Raw genomic sequence first — 23,086 nt, 5'->3', positions numbered from 1 at the left:
TAGAAATGATAAAATATTCCATGAAAACGAGAACAACTATGTTAAAGATGCTGGCTTTGCTGGTAATGGTATTGCACCTTATGAGTTGCGGTGGCAAAAAGGACTATAAGGCTGTGATGCATGATCCATTGCTTTACTGCAAAACGGTAAAGAAGTTAAATGATGTAGTACTGGAGAATAATTTTCCTCCGATGATCGCAACGCGGAATTATGCCTATGCCAATATCGCGGCATATGAGGTGATTGCAGCAGGCGACCCCACCCATTACCAGAGTTTATCGGGTCAGATAAAGCATCTCCCGCCCATGCCAAAGCCGGCAGACACCTCGTTAGTTGATTTTCCACTGGCTGCTATGCTTGCTTTCACCAAGGTGGGTAATGCGGTAACATTTCCGGAAGGGAGTTTAATGGGATATTATGATGAGTTACTTGAGAAAGCTGATAGTTTGGGCATGCCGTCTGCCATAGTGGATGGCACCAGGGCCTATGCGGATACAATCTCAGCCGCTATCATGGCATGGTCGAAAACGGATAACTACGCCCAAACCCGTTCCAGTACCCGTTATACGGTTAACAATGATGAAGGTCGCTGGATACCTACTCCTCCCATGTATGCCCAGGCAATGGAACCGCACTGGATGGAAATAAGGACACTTGTACTTGACAGCGCGTCGGTGTGCAAGGCACATCAGCCACCGCCCTATAATATGCGCGATACGGGTAGTATTTATTTCAAGGCGGCAATGGAAGTAAAAATGGTTGGTGACAGCCTTACAGATGAGCAAAAGCATATCGCAGATTTTTGGGATGATAATCCCTTTAAGATGAATGTTAGTGGTCATGTAATGTTTGCCACCAAGAAGTTTTCTCCCCCTGGTCACTGGATGAATATTGTGGGGATAGCTGCACAGAAGGCTGGTGCCGATTTCAATACTACCGTCACCGGATATGCGAAAACAGCCATAACGCTTTTTGATGCTTTTATCAGTTGCTGGGAAGGGAAATATAGTTACAATTCGATCCGTCCGGAGACCGTCATAAACCAGGTGATCGATCCTGAGTGGAGGCCTTATATTCAGACACCTCCATTCCCCTCTTTCCCGAGCGGGCATGGAACGGCATCTGCTGCTGCTGCCGAGGCGATGACCAGTGTTTTTGGCGATAAGTTACGATTCACGGATACTTCGTTACTGGAGTTTGGTATAGCCAACCGGGAGATCACCTCCTTCAGGGATGCTGCTGCGGAAGCAGCCATGAGCCGCCTTTATGGTGGAATTCATTTCCGCTTTGATAACGAAATGGGCGCTGAATCGGGGCGTCGTATTGGCGAGATGGTAGTAAGCCGATTAAAAATGAAAAAATAACTAACCCGTCTGACATGCGTCATGACAGACGTCAGACGGATAAAACAACTGCAATGAAAAAAATAATATTATCTCTTTTTGCGCTGGCGCTGCTGGCATTAAATGCATATTCACAGGGCTGTGTTGCGATAAGGGGCACCGGCACCAATTGTTCCGTTTCAGGGCAGCAGGTGGCTGCCGGGCAATGGCAATTGAATATCGGCTACCGGTATTTTAAATCATTCCGTCATTTTAAGGGCAGGGATGAACAGGAAGAAAGACTGAAACAGAATACAGAGGTAATCAACTGGCAACATCTTTTGGACCTTTCGGTTGCTAAGCAACTGAATGACAGGTGGTCATTTTTGATTGGCCTGCCGATTGGTATCAACAAGCGATCTTCTTTATATGAGCATGGTCGAACGGAGCGTCATACTACCGAATCATTTGGTATTGGCGATATGCGGGTTATGGCTTATCGGTGGATGATCGATCCTGCCAAACATAGCAAGGGAAATTTTCAAATGGGGCTTGGTCTGAAACTGCCCACCGGCAATTATAATTACCAGGACTATTTCCAGAATGTTGGGGTGGATGGCAAGCCTGAGCTGAGGCCGGTTGATCAATCCATTCAGTTGGGAGATGGTGGTACGGGCATTGCGGTTGAATTGAATGGGTTCTATAGCTTTTCTCCGATGGCCGGATTATATTCCAATCTGTATTATCTATCAAATCCACGTGAAGTAAATGGCACACGCACTTATCGCGAAACATTAAGTGCTGTATTAGCCAATGAATCCATCATGAGTGTTCCCGACCAGTATATGGCAAGGGCGGGATTCAATTATAATTTCCTGGGAAGATTAAAGGGTGTATCCGGAAGCATCGGTGGGCGCATCGAGGGAATTCCCGTTGAGGACCTGCTTGGAGAAAGTGGTGGATTTCGGAGGCCGGGATATGTGATAGCGGTAGAGCCTGGAATAACATACCTGGCAAAGCGGGGCGTCTTTTATGCTACTGTACCGGTGGCATTGGAGCGTAACCGCACCCGGAGTGTTACAGACAAGGAGGCTTCCTTGCAAAGCGGAACCTATCGTCATGGTGATGCCGCATTTGCTGACTACTCCGTGAACCTTGGATATTCATTGAGATTTTAGGTTATTAAGGTGTCTGACACATGTTCGAAATATGTTCGAAAATGTGTTCTAACGTTTCACGAACATGTGTCAGACACCTATTACAATATTAGTACCTTCACTCAATCGGGAGGAGACCTGAATGGTCATCCCGTGAAAATCCAGGATAGATTTTACGATTGCCAATCCTAAGCCAACTCCTTCTCCTTCAGTACGGCCGGCCTTCTTGAACCGATTAAAAATATTAGGTAATTCTGCAGGAGGAATACCTGATCCGGTATCACGAATTATAATCTCATACCTGCCATCCGCTGCAATGCGATCTACTATGGTAATGCTTCCACCGGGCTTATTATAGCGGATCGAATTGTTTACCAGGTTATAGAAGAGCTGGAATAACAGATCATTGTTCACTCCTTCCAACTGGTGGTGTGGGTGCAGGTTCACTGTACAACGCAAGCCTTTTTCTTCCATCCGTTCCTTTAATTCTTCAATCACTTCAGCGATTAGATTTGAAGGAGATACATTGTTTGTTTTACCGAATTGTTCATTCTCAATACGAGAGATAAGCAGTAGAGCATTCACAATCTTCTTCAACCTTGAAAGTGTACGCATCAACTCCAGTATCCTTTCCTGCTGATTTTCACCTACATCTTCCGCCATCATCATGTTTTCCATTTTTGATTGCAGGATACTGATGGGAGTCATCAATTCATGAGAAGCATTGCTTGTGAACTCCCGTTCTTTTTCGAAAGCTTCATTGATCTGTTCCATCAATGCAATAAAAGACTTGTCGAGGAGCCTGAAATCTTCCGTGGTTGTTTTGACAGCATCAATCTGTTCATTGAAGGGGAATTTCCTGTTCTGAAGTTTGGACTTAATAATTTTACCCAACGGTCGTAAGAGGAAGCGTGTAAAAAAAAGATCCAAAACCAATGTTATTCCAATCAGCAGCACTAGCACATTCAACGCAACCTTCTGAAGTGGTTTAATAAACTGTGTTATGGTTTCTGTTGTTCTGCCTATTTCTATAAGGTAATTTTGCTTTTCTATAATGTGGGTATACATCAATACACGATAATCCAGTGTATCCCGCTCAATGACCCTTCTTGAAGTAGTTATAGTATCAATCAACACTGTTGAATCTACTGGTTCAAGAGCAATATATTCTTCTTTAAGCATGGTGTAACTACCATAATCAGGCTCACCTTGCAGGAATAATCCACCCCGTTCTCAGCAATTACATCCAGTACCTTCTTCTTTTGTTCGCGGAGATAATTATTTGTATATCGAGAAGCGATCTCCGCCAGCAAATATGGCAGGAGGGTGATGAAGAACACCACGATCACCAGTTTCGAAAGGGTGATAAAAAGCGTTAATTTAGTTAGAAGCTTCAATCCTGTTTCCTGATTTTATATCCTACGCCACGAATTGTTTCCAACCATTCTACAGTTCCAAAAGCGGATAATTTTTTACGGATATTCTTGATATGAACATCAATAAAATTAGAATCGTAATCATCGTCCACGTAGTTTCCCCAGATGTGTTCGCTCAATTGCATTCGGGTCAGTGGACGATTCCGATGCAATAACAAATAACTAAGGAGATCAAACTCTTTTTTAGAGAGTTCGATTTCATTAATTCCCAACTTAACCACGCGTAGTTTGAGGTCTACGATAAAATCGCCAATTGACAAAACCTGATCTTTCAAGCCGAATTTCCGCCGGTTTATGGCTTGCATACGCGATTGCAATTCAAGGAGTGAAAATGGCTTGGCCAGATAATCATCAGCTCCAAGATCAAGCCCCCTGATACGGTCATCGGTATCACCCCTTGCTGTAAGAATAATATAAGCCGCATCAGGATTATGTTTTCTCGCATCCTTCAATAATTGGAGTCCATCAAAGTCAGGCAACCCAAGGTCAAGCAAAACAAAATCATACATATTGATTGTGATCTTATCAAGGCCTTCATTAGCTGTATGGGAGATATCACAGAGGTAATGTGCTCGCCGCAGAAAATTTTCGATTTCAGCGGCGAGCATTTTTTCATCCTCAACGATCAGGACTTTCATTAGGGTCAGGTTAAAACTGATAATAAAAACTTAAAGAGAAAAATGAGTTCATCCGCTCATCTGAAAAGGATTCAAGTTTTTTACCTAAAACGGAAAGCTGGTATGCAGCTTCAATCATATAACGGGAACGATTATATGCTAAAGGGAGCTTTAGGCTATAAGACATAATATCAAAACTGGAGGACTCTTTTGTCATAGTTTCCTGCTCTGGCTCGGCTGGCAAAAGAGGTATTCCGAGAAGGCTGTCACGGCGTGCTTTTTCCACTATATAACTCTCATAGAAATACCGTGATCCTGCAACTATGTCGACCGAAGGAGTTAACGTCAAAAGATCTTTCTCCTTATTAAGGCTTCCCAGATTGATTACGCGGGAGTTATTCAATGTAAGAAACATATCATTCCTTTCCTGTTTTCCTATGGCATAATCCATGGATACGCCCGTTGTGAATAAATGTTCATAACTGAGGGCAGCACCTATAAAATCGGTATTTGCAGCCTGGACAAATCCAGAATTAGACGGATAGAAACTGTGTGTGTAATTTAAATCTGCACTTAGCTTAGGTAAGATATTAAATCCATATCCGGCACCCAGGCTGGATGCGGATACTGCAGTTCCCGCATTCTGGTTCAGGAGGCGGTATGCCATTGCATTCAGGTATATACCTGAGCCAAATCTCAAACTGGCATTGGTGGCGATATAAGGCATTCTTTCAGCAGCAGTTTGTCCGTAGTAACTGGCATTGTTACTATAAATTGCGGCAAGAGTAATTGTCGTTTTATTACTATCAGCCTGTGCTATAGCTGCAAGTGACAGAAGCGATACTGCCAGTATAATAAATATTGATCTCATAGAGTATAATAAATATTGAATAATCAGAGTGGGGAAATTCGTTTGATAATTTTGGGTTTCACAATTTTGACAGGTGTAACCTTTATTACATTCTTTAAAACCCCGGGCTTTACCTGCCGACGTGCTCTCGGAACCTTTTTAATATCAGCAAGGTCTTTGGTTTTTTTTTCAGCAGGAATCAATTCAACAGACCGGACAGGATTCTCTTCATCAGTACCCGGAATATGCACCGGCTTGGGTGCCGGCACAGTATCCAGCAGCATTGCTGACTTGATTGAATGCAAACTCAGTTGCCTCTTCTGACTGTTTCTCAGTTGGTAAAAACCATTACCGGGGTCAATGGGCCCGGAGGATGCAAAAAGAGCAGCTGGCAGAATAATGGCCCCAAGAGCTGTAAGCATTTTCCGGCAAAGGTTTGTTATAAACATATCACGATGATAGGGTATGTGTCTGGCACAAAATAGCACTTGCTAAAATAGTGCCAGACATATTATTTTAATGAACTCCAATACCCACACCAGCACCTGCGCGGGTTTTGATATTGGTTTTGGGCATTTTTACTCTGCCAGCAGCAGCTTTGCTTTGTTTCCTGGTCATTGCCGTTGTTTTCTTTACAGATTTAACAGCAGAAGCGCTATTCACATTTCCCTCTGCTTTTTCTGAAGCGATCTCATTGACCTCAGCACCCTTTTTACCTGCTTCCATTTCTGTTTTGGCCACAGAGCTCACGGTTAGTCCATGTTCATTGTTAACAGAGGTATTGATATCATTGTTGGATGAAGTGTTTGCCTCTACGGATTGAACGAGATCTTTAGTTTTATCCCGCTTATCTTTTACCTGTTTTTTGGTAGCGGCCTTTGCTTTACGGGCAGCTTTGCCTGTTTTTGCCTGAGCATTTGACACGGCCTCTGAATTAATATCAGTTTCTGTTGCCAGCGACCCTTTAGCTCTGGCAGAGGCCCGATCATTTATGGATTCTCCATTGGTTGCTGTACCGGTCCTTGATTTTGCAGTATTACTGACAGTTGAACCATGCTGGTTGGTACCGGAATTTGATTGAGCGAAGAGTGCTGTGTTAAACACCAGGGATGCTACAATTAAAATGTTTGTTTTCATAACTTCAGATTTAAATAAATAATGTTTTGTTGAATAACCGATGTTGTGATTTCTGAAAACAAAACTAAAATGGGAAGATGAAGACTAGATGAAAAATGGTGTTTGGATAAAAAAAACTAAAAAAAAGATTCGCTGTTAGCGGACATTCTTGAAAAAAGTGGATGAATCGAACATTCAAAGCATCTTTTTGAAAATTGATAGTTGTAATTTCAGTTTCATGAAGAAATTCGCCCGATTCGTGATAATGTTCATCATTGTATTGTTAAAAGTAAATATGGTGTTGGCGCAGGGCACTGAAAATTTCCCCTCTAAATGGTTAGGAAAATGGAAGGGCACCATGCAATGGTACCAGGGCCTTGTGCAACGAGAACCTGTTACAATGGAGCTTCATATCTTACCGTTAGACAGTACAGACCAATATAGCTGGCGGATGATCTATGGCAGTCAAAAGCCGGATGTGAGGTCATACATTTTAAAGCCATTTAATAAAGAGAAGGGGCATTGGCTGATTGATGAAAAGAACAGTATCGTACTGGATCATTTTCTGGTGGGCGACAGGTTTAGCAGCAGTTTTACAGTGCAGGGCAATACATTAATAAATAATAGCTGGCTGGAAGGCGATAGTTTGATTGTTGAATTTTATAATATGCAGGAAAAGCCAATTGCTATAAGCGGTGGAGGTGACAGCACTGTACCGAAAGTAAAAAGTTACGGTATCAGGACGTTCCAGCGGGCTGTTTTGTACAGGTACTAAATATTCATATTAAACAGCAGGCTCAACCCAGGCTTCATTTTCCTTAAGTAAATTTATTAATTCTGCAACGGCCACTTCACTGTCTACGTTTCGCTTCACTACTTCCTTTCCTTTATATAATGTGATCTTTCCGGGCCCGCTTCCCACATAACCAAAATCGGCATCCGCCATTTCACCGGGTCCATTTACTATACATCCCATTATTGCGATCTTAACTCCTTTAAGATGATGGGTAACCGAGCGGATCTTTGCCGTGGTTTCCTGCAGATCAAAAAGTGTGCGGCCGCAGCTTGGACAGGAAATATATTCAGTTTTGCTGATTCGCGTACGTGTGGCTTGCAAAATACTGAAGGCGGTATTATTCGTGAATTGCTGAATATCTTTTACCGGCAAATAGGTGCGACCACTAACCTGCATGTTTTCAACCTTAGCGTGGGCATTATAGCCCAGGCAGATACCATCACCCAGGCCATCGAGCAGTAAGGCGCCTGTTTCTGTGGCAAAATGGATAAGGTGTTCATCGGGCGTTTGACCATGACTGTCAGTGATGAGGATAACCGGGTTACGTATACCACGTTGCAGCAATTCTATAAACATGCGTCGTACCGATTGCATGGCATTCCGGTTGGTACTGCTAAGGCAGATAACAACAGTAGGATCATTCGCAAGTGCATCGAGATGGGTGAAATCATTGAGGGCAGTATCATCACCGAAACAATCAACCATCACAAAATTCAGTTGGTTACTTTTTTCTGTTGCAGTTACAAAACCGCTATCCTGGTAGATGGGAAAATATTTTGCTTTATCGATTGCTGATTCCCATGCAGCGGGATAAACGATTACTTTGAGTGTACCGGGTAATGGAAAAGTAAGAAGTTGGTGACCTGTGAAGATATAGTCTGCAGCGGCATCACCAATATTCCATTTATCTGTTGCTGCGTCATATGTATAGCCGATTGCCTGCAGGTGATGCGGTTGGATCTTGGAAATACTACTAAGGTCGGCCACTACCACCGGAACCTGCTTGCCACCAATATTCTGAACGGGTTCAGTATCACGACGCTGGTATGAAAAGGGAGAATATCCAAGCCTTGTAATATCGGCAGGCTGAACTCTTTCTGAGGATTGCTGATGTGAATAACGTTTTACCAGGTCGCGGCAAACAGGGATCTCAAATTCAGGGTCTTCGGTTAACGATACCCGTATGGTATCCCCTATACCGTCTTCCAGCAAGCTGCCGATACCGATCGCTGATTTGATCCTTCCATCTTCGCCATCGCCAGCTTCTGTTACACCAAGGTGAAGTGGATAGATTTCTCCGAATTCGGCGTCCATGGTTTGTATAAGCATCCGGTAAGCCTGAACCATCACCTGGGGGTTACTGCTCTTCATGCTGAGAATGATATTGTGATAGCTTTCATCGCGTGCGATCCGAAGAAATTCCATTGCGCTTTCCACCATACCCATGGGGGTGTCGCCATAACGGCTCATGATACGATCGCTTAATGATCCATGGTTGGTACCAATACGCATTGCGGTACCGTATTCCCGGCATATTTTTACAAGGGGGGTAAAACGTTCGCGGATCCTGTCAATCTCCGCGGCATATTCTGCATTGGTATAATCGATCTGTTCAAACTTCTTCTTATCAACATAGTTACCCGGATTGACCCTTACTTTCTCGATGATGCGTGCGGCGATCTCTGCAGCGTTTGGGGTGAAATGAATATCGGCCACAAGGGGTGTTTCATATCCCCGGGTGCGAAGTTCCTTTTTGATCTCCAAGAGGTTTTCCGCTTCTTTTTTGCTGGGTGCTGTGATCCTGACCAGTTCGGCTCCTGCTTCAATACAACGGATACTTTGTTCCACCGTAGCAATGGTATCCATGGTATCTGTGGTGGTCATGGTTTGAATACGGATGGGGTGGCCGTTGCCAAGAAGCAGGTTCCCGATCTTAACCTCTCTGGTTAGCAGCCTTTTATATGTAGTCAGCGATTCGGTATATAGTTGCATGGGGCAAAGATATGTAATTAGGTGTCTGACACTTGTTCGCGATACGTTAGAACATATGTTCGAACATCCTCCTAATATATGTCAGACACATAATCAGAAAGGGGTAATAACACTTTGTAATTCCGGTTATTTAACTACTGCGGGCGAAAAATCGAATATTAATTTAGTATTATGAAAGTGGACATCAATAATATTTACCATTTATACAACAGAGGCAACCAAAAGCAAGTATTGTTTTACAACGATTATAATTATACATTTTTTCTTGGGAAAATCGAGAAGCATTTACTTCCCTGTGTTGATATTTTAAGTTGGACGCTAATGCCAAATCACTATCATTTAATGATCCATACCAATGAGCGAAGTGTAGAATTGATTGAGAATCGGATCCTGCCAATTTCAAGGCTCTCTGAATCGTTCAGACTTATTCAAAGCAGTTATACAAAAGCACTCAATGCGGAGCGAAATCTATGGGGAAATTTATTTCACCAAAAATTTCAATCGAAGCTGGTTCACCTAGACACCTCGATACAGGCTACAAACACCTTTCATTATGTACATTCAAATGCTACCCGGGCAGGATTGGTTGATCGAATGGAAGACTGGAACTATTCTTCTTATAATGAATATTTATTTCCGGAACGAAAGGGATTATGCAATAAAGAATTGGCAATGCATCTTTTAGGACTTGACCGGGAGGCTATTTTGAGGGGGATGTGATGACATGTTCGAACATCCTCTTAACATGTGTCAGACACCTAAACCCTACCAATCCTTTTCGGGGCGGTTGACGCCGGGGCCTTTTTGTTGAAGTTTTTTCTGGATCTCTTTTTCCTTTTGTTCGAGGGCTTTCAGTAATTGTTCAACCTGTTTCTGGTTCAGTTTGCTTTGCTGTGGCTGAGGCTTTTGCTGTTCCTGTTGTTTTTGTTGCTGGTCTTTGGGTTGCTGCTGCTGTTGCTGCTTTTTCTCGCGGAGAGCCTTTTGCAGGTTTTCGCGTGCCTGCTTATCTTCCGGATCCAGCTTCAGCGCTATTTTCCAGGCATCGATACTTTTATCAAGTTCTTTTCCCTGCTGGTGTACCACCCCTTTATTATACCATGATTGCTGGGTGAGTTTCTTGTCTTTCCCTTTTTCGATGACCTCTTCATAACCACCAAGAGCTGCTGAGGGATCACCTTGTTTCACCAGTGCATTGGAACGGTTATACATGGCAGTTGGATCGGCTGGATTGGTCGTAACAGCTTTATCATAAGCTTTAAGTGCCTCTTCAAAATTGCCTTCGCGGTAATACTTGTTGCCTTCGCGGACGGCGGGTAATTGTGCATCTGCATTTATGCCGATTAAAAGACATCCCCCAAGAATCGTCAAAACAGAGAATGATCTCATGCAAGTACTTTTTTACGTTCTGAAATAAACATTTCTGCCAGCAGCAGGATCAGTGCCAGTGCCATAACATAATAGAAATAGCTATGGTATTGAACGAAGGCTTCGTCTTCCAATTCCTTTTTCTCAATACCTGCTAATTGCTCGCGAATGGTGGCTGCGGCTGAACCTGCATCCTGCAGATATACGTAAACGCCGTTTCCCACCTGGGCCAGTTCGCGAAGCTGTGCCTCGTTCAATTTAGTCCTCACAACATTGCCCTGTGCATCGCGCTTGCTGTCGTTAATGGAGGGATCGTAAATGGTGGAACCTTCGGCTGATCCCACTCCCACTGTATTGATCATGACCCCTGTGGAAGCCAGGTCACGAACCACCTTTAATGCCTCGGCATCATGGTCTTCACCATCAGATATAAGCACGACGGCTTTGTATTTTTTCTCTTTACTATTAAAAGCTGTGCCTGCCATCCGAAGGGCTTCACCAATGACAGTTCCCTGTGTAGGAACGGCGTCGGGACCGGCATTCTGGAGATATAATTTGGCGGCGGAGGCATCTGAGGTAAGGGGCATTTGCATGTAGGCGTGCCCGGCAAACCATATCATCCCTATCCTGTTATCGGCCAGTTGATCAATCAGCAGGCTCGCCAACTGCCTTGAACGCTCGAGCCGGTTGGGCTTGATATCCTGCGCCAGCATGCTCTTGCTGACATCCATGAGCAACATCACATCCACCCCTTTTCGGTTGACCGCTTCCGTGGCTCCTTTTTTACGGGGATTGGCAGCTGCTACAACCAATAATGCGAGTGCCAATAATGCCAGAACTGATTTTATAAAAAATTTACGGGGAGAATAACTGCGGGTCAATGCCTGCACCAGGGCGGGGTCTCCGACCTTTCGGGCAGTGCGATTTTTCCATCTTAATACCGCCATGAATAAAGAGAGCAAAACTGCCACAAGGGCGAGTGCAGCAAAGAGGTAAATATTTTCAAATCGGAACAAGGGTGGACTGTTTGGAGCAAGTTAAGACAAAAAAGAGGCCAAACTGGTATTTGAGGTACCCGTCTGACATGCGTCCTGACACATGTCAGACGGGTATATATTATTTTTCGCCTTTCAGGAAGCCCAGATGTGCGAGGATATCTTTCAGGACCTTAAGCCGGATGGCGGGGATATCGGCGGCGGGGTCGGGGGTTCGCAGTTGCAATACAAAGAAGTAGGGATGGCGGTTTTCCTCGATCCAACCGATGATCCAGCCGATCGAGTCGCCATTGGCATCTTTACCCCAACCCGTTTTGTAGCTGAGTTTGTAATTGGAATTATCTTCCATCAGCATCATTTTCCGCACCATCTCATTGCTACGGCGCTGGAAAGGAAGCTGATCGAAATAGAGTTTTTTCATCAATCCCAGCTGTTCATCAGGGGTTATTTTTATACTGCCGTCGAGCCAGAAGCTATCCACCTGGCTAATGACAGCCCGTCCATACCTTCCGGCATAACCCAATGTATCGAGCCATAGCTGCATGCTATCCTTTCCTATACGCCGTGCCAGTTCCTGGAAATAGGGGACAGATGAAAAACGGAAGGCGCGGTAGAGGCTCAGGTCCTGGTTCCAGCTTTCAATGGGCCTTTTAATGCCATCCCATGCTATCACTACACTATCATCTTTCAGTACGCCTGATTCAAGGCCCACCAGCGCATTCACCACTTTGAATGTTGAGGCCGGCAGGAATGCAGAATCACGGAAATGTTTTTTGTCGGAGATAATAAAACTGCCTAGGCCGTTATCAAACATCCCGAATACGCCGGTCACTTTTTGTGCAGCGAAATATTTTTCGAGCTCCTTGTTTTCTTCCACATTATTGGGAGCGCAACCCGTAAATACCAGTACTGAAAAAAGAATCAGGGGAATAGAGAACAGACTGGGCTCTTGTTTAGCGGAACCAGGATTGTATCGTCTATAACTGAACACTGAAAGCATATGGAAATAATTGTGGCGCAAAGGTAGGGGAACTCTCATTTGAAGTGCATTTATGGTAGATTTGTTCAATGAGATTCCGTATTTCAAGATCTGTCACCAACGATATTCCGCTACTGCACCTGCATGATGAGAGTGGCGGGGTAACCATATCCATTGCACCGGATTCGGGTGCCATGCTGCATGCTTTTGTAGTTCCGCTTGCTGAAGGCCCTCATAACATTATAGATAATTATATAAATGCAACCGATCTTCAGGATAACCTATCCCGATCTTATAAAAGCAGCAAGCTTTCCCCTTTTGCCTGCCGCATCAAACAGGCCCGGTACCAGTGGGAAGGGAAGGATTATGCGTTTGCAAATAAATTTGCTGATGGCAGTGCAATCCATGGATTGCTTTTCAATAAAGCCTTTGCCGTAACAGAACAGGTGGTAACGGATTTTATGGCGTCGGCGAGTTTCCGCTATGAATACAATGCTGAGGATGCGGGTTATCCCTTCTGGTATGCCTGCACTATTACATATACATTACTGCCCACACAAACGCTGCAGGTGCAGACAACCCTTGAAAACCTCGACAGCAGGACCATTCCGATAGCGGATGGCTGGCATCCCTATTTCAATCTGGGAAATAAAGTGGATGATTGCCTTCTCCAATTTCCCGCGATTGGAATGTTAGCGTTTGATGATAAGTTATTACCAACCGGCCAAACATTGCCTTTCGATGCTTTTAACAATTTGGCACCTGTCGGCTCGGTTTCGCTGGACAATTGTTTTGTACTGGAGCCAGGTGAACAACCGGTTTGCGTTTTCCTCAATCCGGCTAATGGTGTTGGCATCCGCTTTCATACGGATGGAAATTATCCCTATTTACAAATCTATATCCCACCCCACAGGGAGAGCATGGCAATAGAAAATCTTAGTGCCGCTCCCGATGCATTCAATAATAAAATGGGATTGCTACAACTTGAAGCAGGAAAATCCCAAACGTATACCCTGCATTACGAAGTAACTGTAAACAAATCCTGATGATGAAAAAGATCAAAGTTTTGCTGGTCATTGTGCTGGCCATGAGTTTTACCGCCTGCCTGGAAATCACTGAAGAGGTGCAGCTCAACAATGATGGATCGGGACAAATGAATATAACCACAGACATGGGCAAGATGCTGGAATTGCTAAAGGGTTTTGCCACAGAAGAGGACCTTAAGAAAGAGGGGATAAAAGGATCTATGGATACCCTGATAATGCTCAAAGATGTGATGGATACCGTAGAGAATATCAGTGCGGAAGAAAGACGACTGCTTCAGAGAGGAAGTTTGCGTATGCAAATGAATTTTGACAGCAATATGCTGAAAATGTATATCAAAAATCCCTTCAGCAACCTGGCTGATGCCAACAAACTCAATACGGTTATTAACCAGAATGGCGTAATGGAAAGGGCGATGAAGGGCGTTAACCCCAATGCGGATGCGCAAAGCAGCGGCTCCAATGGCGGCCTTGATAAGATCGGATCCATTTATGATATTCTGTACAGCAAGAATAGTTATAAGCGTACGCTGAACAAGGCAAAGTATGACACGCTTATGGCCGATCCAAAAATGACGGAAGCCAAATCAATGATGGCGATGATGGAGGATGCAAAATATACGCTGGTACTCAAATTGCCGAGAGCAGCCAAAAAAGTATCCAACCCAAAAGCAACCTTAAGTGCTGATAAGCGGCAGGTGACCCTGGCGGGAACCATGACTGAGATGATTGATAAACCCGAAACACTTGAGATCAACGTCGAGTACTGATGCAGGTTAGAAACTGGCTATATGGATATGGTGTTTGTGCCCTGATGCATTTGTTTGCCATTGCAGCAGATCTGTATTGGTTGAGGATCATAACCAAACCATTGCTGATGATATTTTTATTGGTCTGGTTTCTTTCTGCAACCCCCACCATCAGCACGGGTAAAAAACATTTTATCACTGCTGCGATATTTTTTTCCTGGTTGGGGGATCTGTTCCTGATGAGAAGCGGAGAATTATATTTTATAGCGGGGCTGGTTTCCTTTCTTATTGCCCATTTATTTTTCATACTATTTTTTCTTTGGGCACGTGTAGCTACCCTAACACAAACACCACTTAATACAGGTGTGATTCTAGTACTGTTGGTCTATGTGGGGGTATTTTATTATTACCTTTCTCCCCATCTGAACTATACCCTTAAAATTCCTGTTCTCGTATATGCGTTGGTGATAGCTTCCATGTTTGCGGCTGCATGTCATTCATTTCGAAAGCAGGGAGGTGTATTGATTGGGGCGGGCTTATTTATTGTATCAGACAGCCTGCTGGCGGTAAATAGTTTTGTAAAACCTTTTCCTTTGGCTTCATTGGCTGTAATGATCACCTATATTTTGGCGCAGGTGTTGATAGTGTATGGTGTAACAGGATGGTTTGAAACAACAAAAAGATATTTTTCAATATGAAACAGACAGATTTCCTGGTAATAGGGAGTGGTATTGCCGGATTGACCTATGCCATTAAAATGGCGGGTCGATTTCCTGATAAAAAGATCACGGTTGTGACCAAGGCAGCAGCCGACGAAACCAATACCAAGTATGCGCAGGGAGGCATAGCGGGAGTAACCGATTTTGAGAATGACAGTTTTGAGAAGCATATTGAAGACACCCTGATAGCGGGTGATGGGCTCTGCAATCCACAGGTTGTGGAAATTGTAGTGAAGGAAGGTGTGCAGCGGATCCGCGAACTGATAGAATGGGGTGCAAAATTTGACAAGGATGCTGATGGAGATTATGCGCTTGGTATGGAAGGCGGGCATAGTGAATACAGGATCCTGCACCATAAGGATGTGACGGGAAAGGAAATTGAGCGTACATTATTAGAAAAGGTAAAGCAGTATCCTAATATCGAGTTCATCAAGCATTGGTTTGTGATTGAACTTATCACGCAACACCATCTTGGATTTCTGGTAACAAAGAGTACTCCTGATATCCAGTGTTATGGTGTATATGCCCTTAATACGCATAACTACCAGATCGAAAAAATCCTTGCAGGCACCACGCTACTTGCAACAGGTGGTAATGGACAGGTTTATCGCACCACCACCAATCCATCCATTGCCACAGGTGATGGTGTGGCAATGGTATACAGGGCAAAGGGACGCATTGAAAACATGGAATTCATCCAGTTTCATCCCACTGCCTTATATGAACCCGGCAGTGGCGGACAGGCATTCCTGATAACGGAAGCGGTTCGGGGAGATGGTGGTATTTTGCGTAACAGAAAAGGCGAGGCTTTTATGGAACGCTATGATGAGCGGCTTGACCTTGCCCCTCGTGATATAGTTGCAAGGGCCATTGACAGCGAGATGAAGATCATGGGTACCGACCATGTTTTCCTGGATTGCAGGCATATGGATCAGGAAAAATTCATACATCACTTTCCAAACATTTACGAGAAATGTCTTTCAATCGGCATAGATGTTTCGAAGCATATGATTCCTGTTGCGCCAGCTGCCCATTATAGTTGCGGTGGGATCAAGACCGATGAGTGGGGACGCACATCTATCCGCAATCTTTATGCGGCCGGGGAATGTGCTTCAACGGGATTGCATGGTGCCAACCGGCTGGCTTCAAATTCTTTGCTGGAGGCCATGGTATTTGGTCACCGTGCTTTTGATGAAGGGTCCAAACATCATGTGGATCCTCTGGATGATGCCCTGATACCAGATTGGGATGCTGGTGGTACAACCGACCCCAGAGAAATGATCCTTATAACCCAGAGTTTAAAGGAGCTTCAATTAATTATGAGCGACTATGTTGGAATCGTAAGAACTGATGTGCGACTGGAAAGAGCCATGAAGAGGCTGGACCTATTATGGACTGAGACGGAGCAACTTTATCAAACAACAACGGTATCGCCACAGCTCTGTGAATTGCGAAATATGATCAGTGTTGCATTCCTTATTGTTAAGGGGGCGCAGTTCCGCAAAGAGAGCAGAGGTTTGCATTACAATACAGATTACCCGGAAAAAAGCGGATTACTGCAGAATATCGTGCTTTGATAAAATACCGTGTTTTTCTCCCCTCCCACAACTTGGAAAGAGTGGAAGTGCCCGTTACATTTGTAGCCTGAACCAACTGAATATGTATTACCTGGTGTACGGATTTATTTATGTTGTATCGCTGCTACCGATGTGGGCGCTTTACCTTCTTAGCGATTTCGTGGCCTGGCTTCTATTTGATGTATGTAATTATCGTTACTGGGTGATCCGCATGAACCTGAATCTTGCATTCCCCAGAAAGAGCCAGAAAGAGCGGGATGAGATAGCTTATCGCTTTGCCAGGAATTTTACTGACACTTTCATGGAGACCCTCAAACTGTTTTCGGCCAGCGATGCGTTTATCCGTGAACGTATGCCGGGCGATTACCATGTTTTTGAAGATCTGTATAATAAGGGTCTTAAATGCCAGGTGCATATGGGGCATAATTTCAACTGGGAGTTAGGAAATCTTTCATTCAGTTTAAATAGCAGTTACCAGATGCTTGGTGTTTATATGCCACTGAAGAATAAGACCATGGATCGCATCTTTCGTAAGCTCAGGAGCAGGACAGGAACTATCCTTCTTCCGGCAACGGATATGCGAAAGAGCATAATGCCTTACCGTGACCAACAATACCTGCTGGGGCTTGTAGCGGACCAGGTACCTCCCCGACCGGAGCGGGCCTTTTGGATGGATTTTCTGGGGATGCCTACCGGTTTCATTCCGGGTCCTGAAAAAGGTGCAAGGGCGGGGAATATACCAGTTGTATTTGTGAACATAACTAAAGAAAAGCGTGGTTATTACTACTTGCATGCAACATTGGTTACAGAAGATCCTGCACGTTGGCCTGAAGGTGAGCTGACGATACAATACCGGGATTTTTTACAACGTGTTATCCGCCAACACCCCGATATGTGGTTATGGAGCCACCGACGATGGAAAAAACCATGGAAGGCTGAATATATTGCACAATGGATCGATCTTCTTCCACCACCGCAACGTGGGATCAACCCTTATGTTTCAAATAAATTTGTCTGATTACCTGCTGAAATAACCTCTCCCTGCCACAATTCTAAATATTTATCACACTTAAAAGCTAAACATGAAAGAACTATTTAAGGTAGTGCTGGTGGATGACCATGCCCTGCTGAGAAACGGGTTGGCAAGACTGGTGGAGGGATTTGATCAGTACCAGGTGATATTTGAGGCAAACAATGGCAAGGAGTTAATGAACATGATCGACCCATTGAATTTGCCGGATATCGTGTTGATGGATTTCAACATGCCGGAGATGGATGGATGTGCTACCACCAGCTGGTTGAAAAGGCATTACCCCGATGTCAAGATCCTGGCATTGTCTATGTATGACACAGAGAATGCGATCATCAGGATGTTCAAGGCCGGAGTAAGGGGTTATGTGATGAAATATGCAGACCCAAAAGATTTGCGCACTGCCATGGATGCGCTTATACAAAAGGGATATTATTATTCGGAACTTGTAACCGGCAGGCTTATCCATACTATAAACGGATATGAAGAAGAAGAAGGCAGGAATCCAATTTCCGTTTTGAATGACCGGGAGATTGAATTCCTGCAATATGCCTGTACGGAAATGACCTATAAGGAAATTGCCGGGAGAATGTTTCTGAGTCCCCGTACCATTGATGGATACCGGGATACTTTATTTGAAAAGCTGCGCTTAAAGACCAGGGTTGGGCTGGTGACCTTTGCGATAAGAAACGGGATATTTTCGGTTTAATTCAGCTTGCTGACCTCTTTTTCAAGGGGTATTCTCTTTTCTTCTTTAATAGCAGGAAAGCCACCTGTTATGATCCGGAGATTATGAATACCCTGTCTTTTAAGAAGAGAGGCAGCGATCACACTTCTTTGTCCCCCACCGCAATGGATATAGAGGTTTTGAAACTCCTCGAAATTGGCAATAGTTGCCAGGTCGGTCATTTCAGCGAGGGGAAGGTTTTGCGCGCCTTTAACATGAGATTCATTGTATTCAATAGGGCTACGAAGGTCTACAACGATCAGTTGGGGGTCATGGGGAAGATCCATAGCAAGTTCATCGGGATCAACTTCGATCAGGAGGTCGACCGGGGCGCCGATGTTTTGCCAGGCCTCAAATCCACCTTCCAGTACTGCGCTGATATTCCGAACTCCGGCTTTGCGGAGGCGCTCTACAGTAGAAGCTTCTTCACCGAGGGGAGCGATGAGATTGATATGCGTGCTGCCTTCTGTGTAGGTAGCAGCCCAGGAGTCATAGCGACCATCGGGTCCGATACCAAGCGAGCCGGGAACGAAGCCAATGGAGAATTCGGCAGATGGTCGGGTATCGATAAAGGTTATATCTACAGACTTGAGTTTTTCCTGTAATTCTGCAGGAGAAATAAAATTAAATGCTGACATAGTTGATAGTAAAAATTAAAGCTGCTTGTTGAGGTGAAATAAAAATAGCGGACCGAAGGCGATCCGCTATAAACTATGGTAGAACCAATTAGCTGATAATGTCTTCCACGCAGCGACTAATTTCAATGATACGGGGCTCATTCAATTTGTAATAAATGAATTTACCATCGCGTTCAGTCTTCACAATACCTGCGCGGCGAAGAATTGCGAGGTGTTGAGAAGCAACGGACTGCTCTAACCTTAACCTGACATAAATTTCGGTTACGGTGAGTTTGTCACTCTCCTCCAACAACTTCATGATCTGCTGACGCAATTTGTGATTCATTGCCCTTAGTGTAAGAGCCGCTTTTTTTACATGTAAGAAATCTACTTTCAATTCCGAGCCTTCTACCTCGTTAACCACTAGATAATTTGCTGCTACTGTGTTCATGTGTGAAAATTGGATTTATGATTGTCAACTATTTGCCTTAGCCTAAACATGCAAATTTACATTGCAATTTTTTAAAATGCTTCATGATTTTGCTTTTTGGGGGCTGTAAAAAGCTTTTACGTAATTCGGTTCTGTATAAGCAAGATCAGAAAAAGCCTGTTTGGCATACTTTTCAGCCGCTAATTGGGCTGTTATAAGGATATCGGAATGGATATTTTCAAAGTATGCGTTAACATTTTTTAACATGTTTTTATATTTCGCTGCGCCATCCCCGAAGAAACAAACCTGTTTTTGGTGGAGCCATTCATCAAAACTATCGGGTTGGAGTACCAGGGCAAAGGCTTCGTGGATCTCTTGCCCGTTTTCATCAAAGAGGGCGGTAAAGACCTCCATACGGCGGGCATCGATCATAGGACAGAGCAACATTGGTTTTTCCAGTTGTTTTACCGCAGTTTTGGCCATTACCACTAAAGAACTCATTGTGATCAGGGGTTTACCTAACGCAAAACAGAGGCCTTTGGCGGAGGAAAGCGCAACCCGAAGTCCGGTATATGAGCCCGGTCCGGCGGTAACGGCAACTGCATCCAGGGAGGATAGTTCAGTGGAAGAGGCCTCAAAAAGTGCCCTTATGGCGGGCTGCAACCAGGCAGCGTGGTCTTTTTGAAGGGGGTTCACCGATTGAATATGATGATCGCCCAGAGACAGACAAATGCCGGCCTGTTCACCGGCGGTATCGATGGTTAATATTATGGCCATTATGATTTGGCACCTGCCACCAATGCTGGGGCGGGCTTGTATTTTTTATCGGTAAGAGACATAATTTCCAAAAGTTCTATAATATTATCATGACCAATCCGGGAAGCCCATTCGAAGGGGCCGTAAGGGTAATTGGTACCCAGTTTCATGGCGGTATCGATATCTTCTTCTGAACTTACGCCTTCTCCCAGGGCATGATAGGCTTCATTAATTATCATGGCTATTATACGGGCTCTTACCATTCCGGCGCTATCGGGAGCCATCACGATACTGAGTCCGCAGGCCAATGCAAATTGCTCCACAGCGTCGGGCAGTTCTTTACTTGCAGCGGCAAGTTCGAGTACGGATTGGTGGCTGAAACCTGTCCACCCATTGAAACGGATCATTGAGGAGCCGATCTCCCTTGTGGTATATGAAACAGAATTGACAATAACTGGTGCTGCCAGTGCTTTGAGGCATTTTATACGCTCCGCAGAAGGGGAGAAATCACAATCGATGAAGAGATTGGCATGAGCCTGGCAAAAGAGACTGAAATCATGATAATGATGGAGTACCACGGGCTCTGCGCAGCTCACCGGGAAAGGATCATGACCTGGTTTCACCATCATGGCAACTGAAAGTGGGGGAAGAATCATGGCCAAAAGTACAAAGCATTATTTTTGTGGAATGGAAAAAAAGATCATCAATACTCCGCATGCGCCGGCACCGATCGGTCCATACAGCCAGGCTGTACAGGTAGGTTCGTTTTTATACATATCAGGCCAGGTGGCAATCAACCCTGTAACCGGAAATCTGGAGGCAACTGATGCAGCCGGGGAAACGGAGCAGGTTATGCGCAATCTCAAGGCAGTGCTTCACGAAGCCGGTATGAATTTCAGTGATGTGGTAAAAACGACCATTTTCCTGAGTGATATGGGTTTATTCAATGCAGTGAACGAGGTTTACGGCAGGTTTTTCGACAGCGATTTTCCTGCCCGGGAAACTGTTGCCGTTAAGGGATTACCACGAAATGTGAATGTTGAGATCAGTATGATAGCTGTTAAGGGTGAATGACACCAAGCTCTTTTCCCACCTTTGTAAATGCAACGATGGCTTTATCGAGGTGTTCCCCTTTATGGGCTGCGCTTAGTTGGACCCTGATACGAGCCTGTCCTTTGGGCACAACCGGGAAAAAGAACCCAATCACATAAACCCCTTCTTCAAGGAGCTTTGCTGCGAATTGCTGGGCAATTACTGCATCATAGAGCATGATGGGCACAATCGGGTGGTCACCGGGACGTATATCAAAACCTGCTTCTGTCATCTTAGATCTGAAATAAGATGTATTAGATTCGAGCTGGTCGCGCAGGGAAGTTGTTTCACTAAGCATATCAAGTACAGCAATAGAGGCACCGACAATGGAGGGCGCGAGCGTATTGCTAAAAAGGTAGGGTCTGCTACGTTGACGCAACATCTCGATAATTTCTTTACGACCACTGGTAAAACCACCCGATGCACCGCCCAGGGCTTTACCCAGGGTACCGGTGATGATATCAATGCGGCCCATCACTCCGCGGTATTCATGAGTACCTCTTCCGGTTTTACCCAGGAAACCCGAAGAATGACATTCATCGATCATAACGATGGCATCGTATTTATCGGCCAGGTCGCAAATGGTGTGCAGCTGAGCTATGGTTCCGTCCATACTGAAAGAGCCATCTGTTACTATGATACGGCTTCTGGCAGCAGCGGCAGCCTGGAGTTGAACTTCCAGATCAGCCATATCATTGTGCTTGTAACGAAAGCGCTGGGCCTTGCAAAGTCTGACACCATCAATAATGGAAGCGTGATTCAGTTCATCAGAAATGATGGCATCTTCATCACTAAAAAGAGGTTCAAACACGCCCCCATTGGCATCGAATGCCGCTGCATATAAAATTGTGTCATCTGTACCAAGGAAATCGGCAAGCTTTTTCTCAAGTGTTTTATGGATATCCTGTGTACCACAAATGAAACGTACGCTGCTCATACCATAGCCATGGGAATCAATCGCTTTATGGGCAGCTTCTATAACCCGGGGATGGGAAGAAAGTCCGAGATAATTATTAGCACAGAAATTCAACACCTCTTTTCCATTCACCATGATCTCCGGTCCCTGTTCACTGGTTATGATGCGTTCTGATTTGAATAAGCCTGCGCTCTTGATCTCTTCTAATTCTGTAGCAATACGTTTCACGAATTTTTCGTTCATCAGGAAAATTTTAGGGCCCAAAAATAGGAAAGAAACCGGCTGCTGAGCAAATAAGGAAACAGCATGTCATCTTATCGAGAACCATCCTTTTTAACTTTTTTAAATGCAACCTGTAACATGAGGTAATTATATTGCGTCATATTCCTAAAACCTGCACATGAAAATTCCATTCTATATTAAAGCATTTGCCACCGCCATACTATTTGTTGCGGGTTTTGCCATATATCAGAATTATTCTTACGGAAGCACGGAAAAAAGCATGCAAGCCTGTTGCCTGAAAGAAAAGTCATGTGATGAGGATAAAAAATTGATTGTTCCGCAGCCAGTTACGGGTGGCAGTTCCATAATCTGGGATTCTATGAGTGGTAATCTGCTGATGCTCACATTTTGAATTTAAGCGAAAAATGCTGTTTTAAGGGCAATGCTTATGCTTAAATTATGCTGATTCACCCCTGAAAATCCCCAGGCAACCATTAAATGAATGATTCCTGACCCTCCCCCGCCCGCAGGGGGATATTTTTTTGCCGGGGATTGTAACTTTATGGTTTCTTCATCCGTACTA

27 protein-coding genes are annotated in these 23,086 nt (G+C 44.5%); 12 read left to right on the top strand and 15 right to left on the bottom strand.

Annotated features, from left to right (window positions below):
- Positions 1 to 20: 20 nt before the first annotated feature.
- Both HY58_RS01235 and HY58_RS01230 read left to right on the top strand, forming a co-directional pair.
- The gene (locus HY58_RS01235) at positions 21 to 1,364 is read left to right on the top strand and encodes a vanadium-dependent haloperoxidase (RefSeq protein ID WP_253271476.1); all 1,344 of its coding nucleotides are present in this window, start codon (positions 21 to 23) and stop codon (positions 1,362 to 1,364) included.
- A gap of 53 nt (positions 1,365 to 1,417) precedes the next feature.
- Positions 1,418 to 2,500 carry a hypothetical protein gene (locus tag HY58_RS01230; RefSeq protein ID WP_039126546.1) on the top strand — a complete coding sequence of 361 codons (1,083 nt, stop codon included), beginning with the start codon at positions 1,418 to 1,420 and terminating at the stop codon, positions 2,498 to 2,500.
- 69 nt (positions 2,501 to 2,569) lie between these two features.
- Here the strand turns inward: HY58_RS01230 and HY58_RS01225 are convergent, their stop codons facing one another.
- The 6 genes from HY58_RS01225 to HY58_RS01205 all read right to left on the bottom strand — a co-directional run bounded on the left by HY58_RS01225 (position 2,570) and on the right by HY58_RS01205 (position 6,519).
- Positions 2,570 to 3,661 (bottom strand): cell wall metabolism sensor histidine kinase WalK, encoded by a 1,092-nt coding sequence (locus tag HY58_RS01225; RefSeq protein ID WP_216593753.1) that lies wholly within the window; start codon positions 3,659 to 3,661, stop codon positions 2,570 to 2,572.
- Positions 3,625 to 3,876 carry a hypothetical protein gene (locus HY58_RS19725; RefSeq protein ID WP_216593752.1) on the bottom strand — a complete coding sequence of 84 codons (252 nt, stop codon included), beginning with the start codon at positions 3,874 to 3,876 and terminating at the stop codon, positions 3,625 to 3,627. The genes HY58_RS01225 and HY58_RS19725 overlap by 37 nt, the downstream gene beginning before the upstream one ends.
- A complete protein-coding gene (locus HY58_RS01220) occupies positions 3,873 to 4,553 on the bottom strand; it encodes a response regulator transcription factor (protein ID WP_039126542.1) in 681 nt (226 codons plus the stop codon). The genes HY58_RS19725 and HY58_RS01220 overlap by 4 nt, the downstream gene beginning before the upstream one ends.
- Before the next feature lie 10 nt (positions 4,554 to 4,563).
- Positions 4,564 to 5,403, bottom strand: coding sequence for a hypothetical protein (locus HY58_RS01215; RefSeq protein ID WP_052323735.1), 840 nt, complete (start codon positions 5,401 to 5,403; stop codon positions 4,564 to 4,566).
- Positions 5,404 to 5,426: 23 nt separating this feature from the next.
- A complete protein-coding gene (locus HY58_RS01210) occupies positions 5,427 to 5,804 on the bottom strand; it encodes a hypothetical protein (protein WP_039126539.1) in 378 nt (125 codons plus the stop codon).
- 94 nt (positions 5,805 to 5,898) lie between these two features.
- Positions 5,899 to 6,519 (bottom strand): hypothetical protein, encoded by a 621-nt coding sequence (locus HY58_RS01205; RefSeq protein ID WP_039126536.1) that lies wholly within the window; start codon positions 6,517 to 6,519, stop codon positions 5,899 to 5,901.
- A gap of 217 nt (positions 6,520 to 6,736) precedes the next feature.
- On the opposite strand from HY58_RS01205, the gene HY58_RS01200 reads away from it, so the two are divergent.
- Positions 6,737 to 7,273, top strand: a complete 537-nt coding sequence (locus HY58_RS01200) for a hypothetical protein (protein WP_039126533.1) — start codon at positions 6,737 to 6,739, stop codon at positions 7,271 to 7,273.
- Positions 7,274 to 7,282: 9 nt separating this feature from the next.
- Here HY58_RS01200 and ispG read toward each other — a convergent pair whose 3' ends face one another.
- Complete coding sequence (gene ispG, locus HY58_RS01195) at positions 7,283 to 9,286, bottom strand: (E)-4-hydroxy-3-methylbut-2-enyl-diphosphate synthase (RefSeq protein WP_039126529.1); 2,004 nt, start codon at positions 9,284 to 9,286, stop codon at positions 7,283 to 7,285.
- A gap of 171 nt (positions 9,287 to 9,457) precedes the next feature.
- Between ispG and HY58_RS01190 the strand changes: the two genes are divergently transcribed.
- Positions 9,458 to 10,006, top strand: coding sequence for a hypothetical protein (locus tag HY58_RS01190; RefSeq protein WP_052323734.1), 549 nt, complete (start codon positions 9,458 to 9,460; stop codon positions 10,004 to 10,006).
- Positions 10,007 to 10,051: 45 nt separating this feature from the next.
- On the opposite strand, the gene HY58_RS01185 is transcribed toward HY58_RS01190, so the two are convergent.
- The 3 genes from HY58_RS01185 to HY58_RS01175 all read right to left on the bottom strand — a co-directional run bounded on the left by HY58_RS01185 (position 10,052) and on the right by HY58_RS01175 (position 12,685).
- Positions 10,052 to 10,672: a tetratricopeptide repeat protein gene (locus HY58_RS01185; protein WP_039126525.1), complete on the bottom strand. Its 621-nt coding sequence runs from the start codon at positions 10,670 to 10,672 to the stop codon at positions 10,052 to 10,054.
- Positions 10,669 to 11,667 carry a VWA domain-containing protein gene (locus HY58_RS01180; protein ID WP_052323733.1) on the bottom strand — a complete coding sequence of 333 codons (999 nt, stop codon included), beginning with the start codon at positions 11,665 to 11,667 and terminating at the stop codon, positions 10,669 to 10,671. The genes HY58_RS01185 and HY58_RS01180 overlap by 4 nt, the downstream gene beginning before the upstream one ends.
- A 100-nt stretch (positions 11,668 to 11,767) precedes the next feature.
- Positions 11,768 to 12,685 carry a penicillin-binding transpeptidase domain-containing protein gene (locus HY58_RS01175; protein ID WP_253271475.1) on the bottom strand — a complete coding sequence of 306 codons (918 nt, stop codon included), beginning with the start codon at positions 12,683 to 12,685 and terminating at the stop codon, positions 11,768 to 11,770.
- 29 nt (positions 12,686 to 12,714) lie between these two features.
- Between HY58_RS01175 and HY58_RS01170 the strand changes: the two genes are divergently transcribed.
- From HY58_RS01170 to HY58_RS01145, 6 genes are all read left to right on the top strand, one after another.
- On the top strand, positions 12,715 to 13,671 hold the full coding sequence (locus HY58_RS01170) for an aldose 1-epimerase (protein ID WP_052323732.1): 957 nt from the start codon (positions 12,715 to 12,717) through the stop codon (positions 13,669 to 13,671).
- Positions 13,671 to 14,438 (top strand): hypothetical protein, encoded by a 768-nt coding sequence (locus HY58_RS01165; RefSeq protein WP_039126522.1) that lies wholly within the window; start codon positions 13,671 to 13,673, stop codon positions 14,436 to 14,438. The genes HY58_RS01170 and HY58_RS01165 overlap by 1 nt, the downstream gene beginning before the upstream one ends.
- On the top strand, positions 14,438 to 15,115 hold the full coding sequence (locus HY58_RS01160; protein ID WP_052323731.1) for a lysoplasmalogenase: 678 nt from the start codon (positions 14,438 to 14,440) through the stop codon (positions 15,113 to 15,115). The genes HY58_RS01165 and HY58_RS01160 overlap by 1 nt, the downstream gene beginning before the upstream one ends.
- On the top strand, positions 15,112 to 16,713 hold the full coding sequence (gene nadB / locus HY58_RS01155) for an L-aspartate oxidase (RefSeq protein ID WP_039126518.1): 1,602 nt from the start codon (positions 15,112 to 15,114) through the stop codon (positions 16,711 to 16,713). Before HY58_RS01160 ends, nadB begins: the two co-directional genes overlap by 4 nt.
- A gap of 82 nt (positions 16,714 to 16,795) precedes the next feature.
- A complete protein-coding gene (locus HY58_RS01150) occupies positions 16,796 to 17,731 on the top strand; it encodes a lysophospholipid acyltransferase family protein (RefSeq protein WP_072037557.1) in 936 nt (311 codons plus the stop codon).
- 64 nt (positions 17,732 to 17,795) lie between these two features.
- Entirely contained in the window at positions 17,796 to 18,452 is a 657-nt protein-coding gene (locus tag HY58_RS01145) for a response regulator transcription factor (protein ID WP_039126515.1), read from the top strand.
- Here HY58_RS01145 and HY58_RS01140 read toward each other — a convergent pair.
- The 4 genes from HY58_RS01140 to HY58_RS18625 all read right to left on the bottom strand — a co-directional run bounded on the left by HY58_RS01140 (position 18,449) and on the right by HY58_RS18625 (position 20,929).
- On the bottom strand, positions 18,449 to 19,108 hold the full coding sequence (locus HY58_RS01140) for a rhodanese-like domain-containing protein (RefSeq protein WP_039126511.1): 660 nt from the start codon (positions 19,106 to 19,108) through the stop codon (positions 18,449 to 18,451). The genes HY58_RS01145 and HY58_RS01140 overlap by 4 nt on opposite strands.
- Positions 19,109 to 19,196: 88 nt before the next feature.
- Positions 19,197 to 19,538, bottom strand: a complete 342-nt coding sequence (locus tag HY58_RS01135) for a helix-turn-helix transcriptional regulator (protein ID WP_039126508.1) — start codon at positions 19,536 to 19,538, stop codon at positions 19,197 to 19,199.
- 81 nt (positions 19,539 to 19,619) lie between these two features.
- The gene (gene tsaB, locus HY58_RS01130) at positions 19,620 to 20,294 is read right to left on the bottom strand and encodes a tRNA (adenosine(37)-N6)-threonylcarbamoyltransferase complex dimerization subunit type 1 TsaB (RefSeq protein WP_039126505.1); all 675 of its coding nucleotides are present in this window, start codon (positions 20,292 to 20,294) and stop codon (positions 19,620 to 19,622) included.
- Positions 20,294 to 20,929 (bottom strand): 3-hydroxyacyl-CoA dehydrogenase family protein, encoded by a 636-nt coding sequence (locus HY58_RS18625; protein WP_052323730.1) that lies wholly within the window; start codon positions 20,927 to 20,929, stop codon positions 20,294 to 20,296. Before HY58_RS18625 ends, tsaB begins: the two co-directional genes overlap by 1 nt.
- A gap of 31 nt (positions 20,930 to 20,960) precedes the next feature.
- Between HY58_RS18625 and HY58_RS01120 the strand changes: the two genes are divergently transcribed.
- Entirely contained in the window at positions 20,961 to 21,347 is a 387-nt protein-coding gene (locus HY58_RS01120) for a RidA family protein (RefSeq protein WP_039126502.1), read from the top strand.
- On the opposite strand, the gene kbl is transcribed toward HY58_RS01120, so the two are convergent.
- On the bottom strand, positions 21,334 to 22,524 hold the full coding sequence (kbl, locus tag HY58_RS01115; RefSeq protein ID WP_039126499.1) for a glycine C-acetyltransferase: 1,191 nt from the start codon (positions 22,522 to 22,524) through the stop codon (positions 21,334 to 21,336). The genes HY58_RS01120 and kbl overlap by 14 nt on opposite strands.
- Positions 22,525 to 22,681: 157 nt before the next feature.
- Here kbl and HY58_RS01110 point away from each other — a divergent pair, with 157 nt between their 5' ends.
- Complete coding sequence (locus HY58_RS01110; protein WP_039126496.1) at positions 22,682 to 22,915, top strand: hypothetical protein; 234 nt, start codon at positions 22,682 to 22,684, stop codon at positions 22,913 to 22,915.
- Positions 22,916 to 23,086: the final 171 nt, after the last annotated feature.

Origin of the sequence: Flavihumibacter sp. ZG627 (genome assembly GCF_000814325.1) — a bacterium.
Classification (GTDB): Bacteria; Bacteroidota; Bacteroidia; order Chitinophagales; family Chitinophagaceae; genus Flavihumibacter.
Note: the sequence above shows the minus strand (reverse complement) of the source record. Positions and strands in the feature narration are given on the sequence as shown.